Here is a 12,178-nt window from a genome sequence, read left to right as displayed (position 1 = left end):
TCGAATCCCTAAGCTATGACGCAGTTTTCAGTTCCAATTTGAGAGTCACTCCCAGCTTATGAGCCAACAACAATATAACGCCGACGCTATCGAAGTATTGAGCGGCCTTGATCCGGTTCGCAAACGTCCGGGGATGTACACCGAAACCAGTCGCCCGAACCATCTGGCTCAGGAAGTCATCGACAACAGTGTGGACGAGGCCTTGGCCGGCCACGCCAGCCGTATTGATGTTGTTCTCTACAGCGACGGTTCCCTCAGCGTGGAGGACGACGGCCGCGGCATGCCGGTGGATATGCACAAAGAGGAAGGCCTGCCCGGGGTTGAACTGATCCTCACCCGGCTGCATGCGGGCGGTAAGTTCTCTCAGGGCAATTACAGCTTCTCCGGTGGGCTTCACGGCGTCGGGGTTTCGGTTGTGAACGCGTTATCAAACCACCTGGAAGTGCAGATCAAGCGCGATGGCCAGCTGCACCGCATCACCTTCGCCGATGGCGACAAAGTGTCGGACCTCGAAGTAATCGGCACCGTCGGCAAACGAAACACGGGCACGCGTCTCAAGTTCACGCCGGACCCCAGTTATTTTGACAGCCCGAACTTCTCCGTCAGCCGCCTGCGCCATAACCTGCGGGCGAAGGCTGTGCTTTGCCCCGGGCTTACCGTCACCTTCGTGCAGGAGAAGACCGGGGAAAAGGACGAGTGGCATTACGAAGATGGGCTTCGCGATTACCTGCGCACCGCGTTGGCCGATCTGGAGGCGATTCCGCTGGATCCGTTCACTGGCAGTTTCTCCGGAAATGCCGAAGCGGTGGACTGGGCTATCCAGTGGCTGCCAGAGGGTGGCGAGGCGGTGATGGAAAGCTACGTCAACCTGATTCCGACCGCCCAGGGTGGTACCCACGTTAATGGGTTGCGAACTGGCCTGCTGGAAGCCATGCGGGAATTCTGTGAGTTCCGGAACCTGCTGCCCCGCGGGGTCAAACTGTCACCAGAGGATATCTGGGAGCGGGCGGCGTACGTCTTGTCATTCAAGATGCAGGAGCCCCAGTTCTCTGGTCAGACCAAGGAACGTCTGTCCTCGCGTGAAGCGGCGGCGTTCGTGTCCGGCATCGTCAAAGATGCCTTTAGCCTGTGGCTGAACCAGCACACCGGTGTTGCCGAGGCTCTGGCCGAACTGTTTATCAGCAATGCCCAGCGCCGCCTGCGGGCCAGCAAGAAAGTGGCGCGGAAAAAAGTTACCTCGGGCCCCGCCTTGCCCGGCAAGTTGGCAGATTGCTCGGGAGGCGATACCGCCCGGTCCGAGCTGTTCCTGGTGGAAGGGGATTCTGCCGGCGGTTCGGCCAAGCAGGCCCGCGATCGTGAATTCCAGGCGGTGATGCCGCTGCGGGGCAAGATCCTTAACACCTGGGAGGTTGATCCTTCCGAGGTGCTGGGCTCCCAGGAAGTACACGATATCGCTGTGGCCATCGGTGTCGACCCGGGCTCGGACAAGCTTGACGGTTTGCGCTACAACAAAGTCTGCATCCTGGCCGATGCGGACTCCGATGGCCTGCATATTGCCACGCTGCTGTGCGCCCTGTTCGTCAAACACTTCCGCCCGCTGGTGGCAGCCGGTCACGTGTTCGTTGCCATGCCGCCGCTGTACCGGGTGGACCTGGGCAAGGAAACCTTCTATGCCCTGGATGAACATGAGAAGCAGGGCATTCTGGACCGACTGGCGGCCGAAAAGCGCAAAGGCAAGATCTCGGTGACCCGATTCAAGGGGCTGGGTGAAATGAACCCCCTGCAGTTGCGCGAAACCACCATGGCGCCGGATACCCGTCGTCTGGTGATGCTCACCATCGAAGACGGTGACGATACTGACAGCCGTATGGATATGCTGCTGGGCAAAAAACGGGCTTCCGACCGCCGCTCCTGGCTGGAAACCTACGGCAACATCGCCGACGTTCCTCTTTAATGCGCAACTAAGGGCCCGTTTAACGGGCCCTTACGTGTTTCTCAGGCCGCTGGCCCCATTCTTATTTGATATGCATATAAAGAATATAAAGATTTCAATTTATTCTTTTTAAGTCTTTTCCTTTGCCGCTATCCTGCCGGTTTTGAGTCTGGGATGAACTCGACATGGACTGGCAAGGCTGGTTTGCGCTCTCTTTAGCAGGCGCCGCTCTGATTTTTATGAGCCTCGGGCGAGTGGCGCCGCACATTGTGATGATGGGCATTCTCGTTATCCTGAGTGCCTCGGGCATCATTTCTGCCGAGCAGGCTCTGAGCGGGTTCAGCAACAGCGGCCTGATCACGGTGGTTGCGATGTTCGTGGTGGCTGCCGGCATCCATCACTCCGGTGGTGTCGATTTGCTGGTGAACAAGCTGTTGCGCCATCCGCGTTCCGTGCGCAGCGCCCAGGCCCGGATTGCCCTGCCTGTCACCTTGCTGAGTGGCTTCATGAACAACACTCCGGTTGTTGCCACCATGATTCCGGCGGTTCATGCCTGGTCCCGTAAGATTGGTATTTCCCCCTCCAAGTTGATGATCCCGCTGAGTTATTCGGCCATTCTCGGTGGCACGCTGACGCTGATCGGCACCAGCACCAACCTGGTGGTGAACGGGCAGTATCAGGAGTTGACCGGAGACCCGGGCTTTTCGATTTTTTCTATCACCGCTGTCGGGTTGCCGGTTGCGGTGATCGGTGTCGCGGTTCTGCTACTGGTGATGCCGCGTTTCCTGCCGGATCGCCAGGATCAGCAGAAGTTCGGCTCCATGCGCGAGTTCACCCTTGAAGTCGCCGTTTCCTTTGACGGCCCGTTGGTAGGCCAGACCGTAGGCCAGGCGGGGCTGCGGGAGCTTGAGCAGTTGTATCTGGTGGAGATTGAACGGGATGGCAACGTGGTCACGGCTGTGCCCTCTGAGGAGCGCCTGAGGGGAGGGGATCGGCTGGTCTTCGCAGGCAACACGCAGGCGATCTCGGACCTGATGCGGATCAACGGCATTGTGCCTTCGGTCCACGAGGATGAGCCCAGCCTGAGCCAGGATCGGGCCGAGAGGCGGCTGGTGGAAGCCGTTCTCTCGCCACAATCCGATGTCGTGGGAATGACCATCCGGGATGCCCGCTTCCGCGACCGCTACGGTGCCGTGGTGCTGGCCGTTGCCCGCGGCGGCAGACGGGTCTCCGGTAACCTGGGCAATATTCGCCTGAAACCGGGCGATGTACTGCTCCTGGAGGCGCGTCCGGCGTTTGTCAGCCGGCAGCACTACAACAAGGACTTTTTGCTGATCAACGACCTGGATACCGAACGCCCTCGCCATGATCGGGCGTGGTTGTCGTGGGCGATTCTTCTGGTGCTGGTAGGGCTGGCTGCCTGCGGCGTTGTCAGCATGCTGAACGCTGCGCTGCTGGGCGCGGCACTGATGATTCTCACCGGCTGCTGCTCCGTTGAGCAGGCCCAGAAATCCGTTGATGTGCCGGTGATCTTGACCATCGGGGCGTCGTTCGCCTTGGGCGCCGCGCTCCAGCAGACCGGAGCGGCCGCCTTGCTGGCGACCACCATCCTGGAATTCAGTCAGGGTGAGGTGTTGCTGGCAATTCTACTGGTCTATGTGGCGGTATCGGTGCTGACGGAAATCATCACCAACAACGCAGCGGCGGTGCTGATCATTCCCATCGTGCTCTCGATGACAACCACCATGGGTATTGGCGCCGAGCCGTTTGTGATCGCGGTGATGATGGCGGCATCGGCGAGTTTCGCGACTCCCCTGGGTTATCAGACCAACATGATGGTGTTCGGCCCGGGCGGATATCGTTTTCTGGATTTTGTGCGCGTAGGGTTGCCGATGAATCTGTTCATCGGCGGGGTGACGGTTGCGGTTATTGCGCAGGTTTACGGGCTTACCTTCGGTTGAGTTGAGCCGGTGTCGGATTTGCCAGGATGTCACAGCAAAGCACTTGAAGCGAGCCGTTGTGATGGAAACCCAGTGACAGAGTGACGCACATGTAGGCACCGGTGACGCAGAGGTAGGGTTCTGTTACATGCAGGGTCTCTGGCTCATTCAACGCCTTGCGCAGGTATTGCTGGCGGAACCAGTCGGCACTGCTGGTGCTCTCCAGAGGGCGGAAACGCGGGTCAGCATGTCGATTGCCCCAGTCTGACAGTGCCGTGTCATCGATCTGAATACCCTGATCGTTCACCAGATAGCATCGAGACACCGCCGGATGGCCAAGCAGCGCCCGGCATGCCTCTTTCACGCTCTGGCCGGAGCTGAGCTTGTCGGCGGCGGTACGGAAGTGCTCGCGGAAGAACGTCACCAGTTGGAGGGTCGGGTCCAGGGTCTGCCGGTTGCGGCTCTTGTACTCGTCCAGCAACTCGTCAAAGCCGGCTTGGGAGCGGGACAGCGCTTCCAGATCGGTGCTGGGCTTTCGGAAGAAAAACCCTTGCACGAAGTCAACACCGGCATCGATGGCAATCAGGGCCTGATCCCTGGTTTCCACACCTTCCAGGAGCACCAGGCAACCGGATTGGTGCAGCAGTGACACAATGCCGTTCAGGATCTGCCGTGCCTTGTGGTCCTCGGTCGCCCGGGTCAGTAGGGTGCGGTCAAGTTTGACGATGTCCGGGGACAGGTTCCAGATGCGTTCGAAGTTCGAGTGGCCTGCGCCGAAGTCGTCAATGGCTGTCAGGCAACCGAGCTGTTTGTAGTAGGCAACGGTTTCTCTCAGTTTCTCTGCATCATCCGTCGGCTGCTCGACAATCTCCATCACAATGCGGTGTGACGGTAGTCCGGTTTTCTTCAGTAGTTGCCCGAAAAAGGAATCAGACTGGCTCCCGCTGGTGACCGCCTGCGGGGAGACGTTCAGAAACAGCCAGTTCAGTTCATCCTCGAAGGTGCTGTAGTTACGGATGTGAAGGTAGCGACAGAGTCGGTCCAGCAGGAGGTTCTCTGCAGGTGAGCTGGGCAGCTGGAACAGATGGAGGGGCAGTACCGCAGCGTTGTCGTTATCGAATGCCCGGATCAGGGCTTCGTAACCGACCGTGCGCTTGTGCGAGATGCTGTAAATGGGTTGCAGAGCCGTCCTGATTCAACATGGGGGACAGCAGGTCCAATTCGGGAGCTGTCAGCTTTTCAGTAAGGCTGCGCGACATAGGTTTAGGATCACTGTACAACGACGTCAGGCGCCCGAGCGCCTTGTTTAACGAAGGTCGTGAGCATAACCCGCAAGTTGACAGGCTGACTACACTAAAATGCAGACTGCCAGACTAAATATGTGGTTGCCACAACTTAATGTTGTATCAGGAAACTGTATGTATCCAAGGGGTTAGCGGAAGAAGACTCGGGCGACCTATGGGTCGCCTTGTCGTCAGTTGTTGCTCGGAACAACAACGTCTTCGTCAAATTCCAGTTCCATCGTGACTACCTCTCGGTGTTTACGCCCAGGCAGCGGGCCTCCAATCGATGCCTTAAGTTTATGATTGCTCTAAATTTGAACAATCCGTAAAAGCCGTATGCGACTAAAGGCGTGGCGAGGTTTGCCTTCGGAGATGCTCAAATATTTTGATGTTGGTCAGCAGAACATTTCGATTTCATCAGCAGGAACAGCTAGTTAAGCTATCGTCTTTGATCAGCAAAACGACGAGAACAACCGAAACCACGCAGAGGGATTAGCGTTCGCCATGCAGATTACGAATTCGCCGACAGGCTATGGGCTGGTCTCCGTAGCACTCCACTGGCTGGTGGCTGTTCTGGTGCTGGGCCTGTTCGCGCTCGGCTGGTGGATGGTCGATCTTGACTACTACGACAGTTGGTACAAGACCGGTCCGGACATTCACCGAAGCGTGGGGATCATCCTGTTTGGCCTGATGGTTTTCCGGACCGTTTGGCGCGGCGCCAACAAAAGACCTGCACCGCTTACGAATCACACCCGGTGGGAAGTAGCCGCGGCCCACGGAGTGCACGTGGTACTTTACCTGTTGCTTTTTACTGCCACCGTCAGTGGTTATCTGATTTCCACTGCGGACGGATCGTCGATCCACGTGTTCGACTGGTTTCACGTGCCCTCGGTGACCGGGCAGGTGAAAGGACTGGAGGACATTGCCGGAGATGTCCACTACTGGACGACCTGGGCCATCGTGGTTCTGGCCGGTTTGCACGCCGGCGCCGCCCTCAAGCACCACTTTATTGATCGTGACGCGACGCTGCGTCGTATGCTTGGCCGTCAGAATTAGGCGGTCCAACAGATTGTTTGCATCGAAACACTTGAGCCAGAAAAGGAGATTGCCATGAAGAAATTGCTGCTTGCTTCTGCCGTATCCATGACGCTGATCGGCAGTGCCCAGGCTGACGGCCATGGTGGCACCTACGCGTTTGACGACGAGGGTGCCCACCAGTTTATTACCTTCAAGATTTCCCACCTCGGTTACAGCTGGCTGTACGGGCGCTTCAACGATTTCGATGGCGAGTTCGTTTATGACGAGGGCAATCCGGAGAACAGCTCTGTATCGGTGACCATCGACACGGCCAGTGTCGACTCCAATCATGCCGAGCGCGATAAGCACCTGCGCAGCGAAGATTTCCTGTATGTGGATGATTTTCCCGAGGCCAGCTTTCAAAGCACCCGGATTGAGATGGGAGCCGATGGCGAGGCCGATATTGTCGGTGATCTGACCCTCCGTGGTGTCACCAAAGAAGTGACGCTGGACGCCAAAATGGTCGGTCACGGAGAAGATCCCTGGGGCGGCTATCGCATGGGGTTTGAAGCCCAGACCGAACTGACCCTGAAGGATTTCGGTGTGCCCAAGGATCTGGGGGAGGCCTCTGAAACGGTCGAGATCATTATCTCCGTGGAAGGCATCCGCCAGTAACATCGCGGCATAACCGTTACGATCGGGCCCCGGGGTTGCGTCAAAGGCGCGGCCCCGGGGCTTTTTGCGCTCAGAGCTGCCTGGCCTCAAAGGTGTTGCAGTTATCTATGTTGCCGGTCTCAAAGCCGCGCCGGAACCAGCGGGCGCGCTGTTCCGAGGTGCCATGGGTGAAACTGTCCGGCACCACTTGCCCGCCCGCCTGGCGTTGCAGACGATCATCGCCAATGGCTGTTGCGGCCTGCAGGGCTTCGTCGAGATCGCCAGGCTCCAGGATCTGGCGCTCCCGGTGCGCAATATGCCCCCAGACGCCGGCAAAGCAGTCGGCCTGCAATTCTTGTCTGACCGACAGCGCATTCACTTCTTGCTTGCTGCGTCCCTGTCCCAGCCGCCGGACTTCCTGGCTGATGCCCAGGACCGTTTGCACATGGTGTCCGACCTCGTGGGCGAGGACATAGGCCTGGGCGAAATCGCCGGGTGCTCCGAAACGGCGGGCCAGATCGTCGAAGAAGGTCAGATCAATGTACACCTTTTCGTCCCCGGGGCAGTAAAACGGCCCGACGGCGGCGCTGGCGAAGCCGCAGGCTGATTGCACCTGGCCAGTGAACAGCACGAGGGTGGGTTCACGATAGTCCGCACCGCGTTCTGCAAATATGGCTTTCCAGGTATCCTCGGTGTCGGCAAGCACCACCGAGGTGAAGTCGGCGAGCTCCTGCTCGGCCTCAGTGAATTCCCGCTGGCTTTCTACGGTGGTGGGGCTGCCTCCCCCCAGCAGGAAGGGCAGGATATCGATGCCCAGCATTTTCCCGCCGAAGATCAGAATGACGCCAACGATGAGTATTGTCCGGCCCATTTTGCTGCGAAAGAGCATGGGCAGAAATCGAAGCAGTACGGCGCTGCCTGCACCGGCGGCGGCATATCGAGAGGTTTGTCCACGCCGGTCTTCCACGTTGTCACTTCGCCTGCCATCTCTCCAGCGCATAGCCATGCCCCCCGGTGTGTCTGCAAAGGTTTGGAGCCGTGGCCCGAAACCGACGGTTTTGATTGTTCACTGAATGCCAGGCGTGTGATCCTGCGATGGGCACGGGAACAGGGTAAAGCCGTGCTGGTTGTAGCTACCTGATGACCCGGGGAATGCCGCGCGATTCCTTGTCCGCACCTGGGTCGGATGCAGTGACGGTGGTGCGGACTCGCTCGCACCTTGGAGTCAAGTATAGACGTCCGCTGCGGGTCTGCCCTGACTGTCAGGGAGGGTCGGAATCATGCGAGTTGAGTTGTTACGGGGGCACGCACGCCCGGGGCCAGGGTGCGCGAGAGTTATTTGTGGGACTGAAGGGATCTGCACAGATGACGTTGACGCCAGAATTGTCCGGCAAAAATCACCAGCCAGATCAGCAGGCCTGCCCACAGGTAAGGTTCGGGCACCTGAAACGAGCCACTGATGGCAAACTCCACCAGGAGCATCAGGGCAACGGCCAGAACTGCGTTCACCATCGCAGTGATCATGGCCTGTCCGCAGGCTTTCAGGTTCGGCTTCATAGTGTTCCGTTGGCTTTTGAGAAGTGAAACGTCTACTGTCGAGCAATAATCAGAATACGGGGCGGGATGGACAGCCTCCATTCGGGGTTTCCGCTATTGGAAGTTGGTGTATCCGAGTCGGCGTCCATATAATGTGGCGCGCCCCGATGCTGGTGAATTTTCCCGGGGTTACGGGTAGCATCGTCGGCAGCATCAATAACAGGTACAAGAGGCAAAAGAGGCATCCATGCCAGAGTTTCAGACTACGGATGAGGGGTTTGAGCGGGTTTCACTTCGGGATTACACGGAAAAAGCCTATCTCGATTATTCCATGTACGTCATCCTTGATCGGGCGTTGCCCAACATCGGGGACGGCCTGAAGCCAGTACAGCGGCGTATCGTGTACGCCATGTCTGAGCTGGGATTGAAATCCACCGCCAAATACAAGAAGTCTGCTCGTACCGTGGGCGACGTGCTGGGTAAATTCCACCCGCACGGCGACAGCGCTTGTTACGAAGCCATGGTGCTGATGGCGCAGCCGTTTTCCTACCGCTATCCCCTGGTTGATGGTCAAGGCAACTGGGGGTCACCCGATGATCCCAAATCCTTCGCTGCCATGCGTTACACCGAGTCCCGGCTGGCGCCGTTTGCAGAAGTGCTGCTGAGCGAACTGGGGCAGGGTACCGTGGACTGGGTGCCCAACTTCGATGGCACGATGGATGAGCCGTCGGTTCTGCCGGCACGGCTTCCGCATGTGTTGCTCAACGGCACCACCGGGATTGCCGTGGGCATGGCGACCGATATTCCGCCACACAACGTGCGGGAAGTGACGTCGGCCTGTATTCGGTTGCTCGACCAGCCAGACGCAACCATCGATGATCTTTGTGAACACATCAAGGGGCCGGATTTTCCAACCCGTGCTGAAATCATTACCCCCCGCAAAGACATCCGCCAGATGTACGAAACCGGCCGGGGCTCACTGCGGATGCGGGCTCGCTGGATCCGGGAGAACGGCGAGATCATCATTACCGATCTCCCGCATCAGGTGTCCGGCGCCCGGGTTCTGGAACAGATCGCCCAGCAGATGCAGACCAAGAAACTGCCGATGGTTGGTGACCTCCGAGATGAGTCGGATCACGAAAACCCAACCCGGCTGGTGATTGCGCCACGCTCCAATCGTGTGGACCTGGAAGGGCTGATGGCACACCTGTTTGCCACCACCGATCTGGAAAAAACCTATCGCGTCAACATCAACGTTATCGGCAACGATGGCCGGCCGGGCGTCAAGGGCCTGGGAGAGGTGCTGACGGAATGGCTGGCGTTCCGGCGAACCACCGTGACACGGCGACTCCAGTACCGGCTGGACAAAGTGTTGTCCCGGTTGCACCTGCTTGAAGGTTTGTTGATCGCTTACCTGAATATCGATGAAGTCATCGAGATCATTCGAACAGAAGACAAACCCAAGGACGAATTGATGTCCCGGTTTGGCTTGTCGGCCGAACAGGCCGAAGCCATTCTGGAATTGAAGTTGCGCCACCTGGCCAAACTCGAAGAAATGAAGATCCGCGGTGAGCAGGATGAACTGTCCGCCGAGCGCGATGAATTGCAGTCTATCCTTGGTTCCGAGGATCGCTTGCGCGAGTTGCTGAAGACGGAGTTGCTGGCCGATGCGGAAACCTATGGCGACGACCGTCGATCACCGATGGTCGAGCGCGAGGAGGCCCGGGCGTTCAGTGAAGAGGATCTGGTCTCCAACGATCCGGTGACGGTGGTGCTGTCCGAGAAGGGCTGGGTGCGCGCGGCCAAGGGCCACGACATTGAACCCGAAGGTTTGAGCTACAAGGCCGGTGACCGTTTTGCTCTGGCCGCCCGTGGCCGGAATAATCAGCCCGCGATCTTTATCGATACCACCGGGCGCGCTTACTCGTTGATGGCCCACAGCCTTCCGTCGGCGCGGGGTCAGGGGGAACCGCTGACCGGGCGCATCAATCCGCCGTCCGGTGCCAGTTTCGCCGGCCTGTTGATGGGGGATGCCAGTCAGAAAACCCTGCTGGTCACCGATGGTGGCTATGGTTTCGTTGCATCGCTCAATGACATGATCAGCAAGAACCGTAACGGCAAGGCGCTGGTGTCGGTGCCCAAGGGCGCCAGCATCATGCCTCCGATTGCGGTGCCTGCTTCGGACAAGCCGCTGTACCTCGCCGCCGTATCGAACGAGGGACGCATGCTGGTATTCCCGCTCAGTGAGCTACCTGAGCTGGCCAAGGGTAAGGGCAACAAGATCATCAGTATTCCGTCAGCCCGGGTCCAGAGCAGGGAAGAGTTCGTGGTGGCCGTCACCGTCTTTACCGAAGACGATCAACTGGAAATCCAGGCCGGCAAGCGCAAGATGGGGCTGCAGTTCAGCGATCTTGAGCACTACCTGGGAGAGCGTGGCCGGCGCGGCCATAAGTTGCCGAGAGGGCTTCAGCGGGTGGACGCTATTGATGTCATTTCCCCAGTGGCACCGGCCCAGCAAGAGGAGACGCCGGAGAGTGAGTGAACTCATACTGATCAACGTGTCCGGGCGCGACCAACCCGGGCTGACCTCGGAAATCACCGGGATCATGGGGCAGTACGATGTCCGAATTCTCGACATCGGCCAGGCGGTGATTCACGACCACCTGACGTGGGGCATCCTGATCGAGATTCCGGATGCGTCCAAATCCTCGCCGGTGATTCGGGACCTGCTGTTCCGTCTGCACGCGCTGGATCTTCAGGTGCATTTTGCGCCGATTACGATTGAGGAATATCAATCCTGGGCTGAGGCGCGTAACCGGGCCTGCTACATCGTTACCTTGCTGTCCCGGGACATCAAGGCGGAGCAGATCGCCCGTGTATCGGCGATCACCGCCCGCCACGGCCTCAATATCGACAACATCACCCGCCTGTCGGCACGTCCGTCCCTGAAGCCATCGGAGAACCGCATTGCCTGTGTCGAGTTTTCCGTACGTGGCCAGCCGGCCGATCTGGAGCAGCTGCGGGCGGATTTTCTGCATATCGCGGGCGAGATGAACGTGGATATCGCGTTCCAGCAAGACTCTATTTTCCGCCGCAATCGCCGGCTGGTGGTGTTCGATATGGACTCGACACTGATTGAAGCTGAAGTGATCGATGAGCTGGCACTGGAGGCCGGGGTGGGCGACCAGGTGGCAGAGATTACTGAGCGGGCCATGCAGGGTGAGCTCGACTTCAGTCAGAGCTTTGCCGAGCGTCTTGCGCTCCTGAAGGGGTTGGATGAGTCTGTGCTGGAGCGGGTTGCGGCTCGCCTGAAGATGACGGAAGGTGCCGAGCACCTGATCAGGAGTCTCAAGGCGCTGGGCTACCGCACGGCGATTCTGTCTGGAGGTTTCACTTACTTTGCCCGGCATCTGCAGGCCAAGCTGGGCATTGATTATGTCTACGCCAATGAGCTGGCAATTGAAAACGGTAAGGTAACCGGGCAGGTTTCCGGCCAGATCGTCGATGGCAAGCGCAAGGCCGAACTGTTGCTGGAAATCGCCGAGAAGGAGCGCATCTCCCGTGCTCAGGTGATTGCCGTCGGGGACGGCGCCAATGATCTTCCCATGCTCAGCCAGGCGGGGCTCGGGGTTGCGTTCCGGGCGAAGCCACTGGTGAAGGAATCGGCTCGCCATGCGATCTCGACGCTTGGGCTGGACGCCATTCTGTATCTGATCGGTTTTCGCGAGAGTGAGACCAATCAAGGGCTCGCGGACGCAGGTAACTGATGTCCGGGCAGCAATAAAAAACGGCGCCTCGAGGCGCCGTTTTTCGTT

The 12,178-nt window shown here is 58.7% G+C and carries 9 protein-coding genes; 6 read left to right on the top strand and 3 right to left on the bottom strand.

Annotated features, from left to right (window positions below):
• Positions 1–58 precede the first annotated feature (58 nt).
• Together parE and LPB19_RS15720 are read left to right on the top strand one after the other, a co-directional pair.
• The gene (parE, locus tag LPB19_RS15725; RefSeq protein ID WP_206643820.1) at positions 59–1,954 is read left to right on the top strand and encodes a DNA topoisomerase IV subunit B; all 1,896 of its coding nucleotides are present in this window, start codon (positions 59–61) and stop codon (positions 1,952–1,954) included.
• Between the two features lie 164 nt (positions 1,955–2,118).
• A complete protein-coding gene (locus tag LPB19_RS15720; protein WP_206643819.1) occupies positions 2,119–3,894 on the top strand; it encodes an SLC13 family permease in 1,776 nt (591 codons plus the stop codon).
• Here LPB19_RS15720 and LPB19_RS15715 read toward each other — a convergent pair.
• Entirely contained in the window at positions 3,881–5,002 is a 1,122-nt protein-coding gene (locus tag LPB19_RS15715; RefSeq protein ID WP_266097071.1) for an EAL domain-containing protein, read from the bottom strand. The two genes, LPB19_RS15720 and LPB19_RS15715, sit on opposite strands and share 14 nt — an antisense overlap.
• Positions 5,003–5,660: 658 nt before the next feature.
• Here LPB19_RS15715 and LPB19_RS15710 point away from each other — a divergent pair.
• Positions 5,661–6,212, top strand: a complete 552-nt coding sequence (locus LPB19_RS15710) for a cytochrome b (RefSeq protein ID WP_206643818.1) — start codon at positions 5,661–5,663, stop codon at positions 6,210–6,212.
• Positions 6,213–6,266: 54 nt separating this feature from the next.
• Entirely contained in the window at positions 6,267–6,848 is a 582-nt protein-coding gene (locus LPB19_RS15705) for a YceI family protein (protein WP_206643817.1), read from the top strand.
• A gap of 70 nt (positions 6,849–6,918) precedes the next feature.
• On the opposite strand, the gene ypfJ is transcribed toward LPB19_RS15705, so the two are convergent.
• Together ypfJ and LPB19_RS15695 are read right to left on the bottom strand one after the other, a co-directional pair.
• On the bottom strand, positions 6,919–7,827 hold the full coding sequence (gene ypfJ / locus LPB19_RS15700; RefSeq protein WP_206643816.1) for a KPN_02809 family neutral zinc metallopeptidase: 909 nt from the start codon (positions 7,825–7,827) through the stop codon (positions 6,919–6,921).
• Positions 7,828–8,162: 335 nt separating this feature from the next.
• Positions 8,163–8,384 (bottom strand): hypothetical protein, encoded by a 222-nt coding sequence (locus tag LPB19_RS15695; protein WP_206643815.1) that lies wholly within the window; start codon positions 8,382–8,384, stop codon positions 8,163–8,165.
• Positions 8,385–8,610: 226 nt separating this feature from the next.
• Between LPB19_RS15695 and parC the strand changes: the two genes are divergently transcribed.
• Positions 8,611–10,905: a DNA topoisomerase IV subunit A gene (gene parC / locus LPB19_RS15690; RefSeq protein WP_206643814.1), complete on the top strand. Its 2,295-nt coding sequence runs from the start codon at positions 8,611–8,613 to the stop codon at positions 10,903–10,905.
• Positions 10,898–12,130, top strand: coding sequence for a phosphoserine phosphatase SerB (serB, locus tag LPB19_RS15685; protein WP_206643813.1), 1,233 nt, complete (start codon positions 10,898–10,900; stop codon positions 12,128–12,130). Before parC ends, serB begins: the two co-directional genes overlap by 8 nt.
• Positions 12,131–12,178 lie beyond the last annotated feature (48 nt).

The sequence above is a fragment of the Marinobacter salinisoli genome, from assembly GCF_017301335.1.
GTDB lineage: Bacteria > Pseudomonadota > Gammaproteobacteria > Pseudomonadales > Oleiphilaceae > Marinobacter > Marinobacter salinisoli.
Note: the sequence above shows the minus strand (reverse complement) of the source record. Positions and strands in the feature narration are given on the sequence as shown.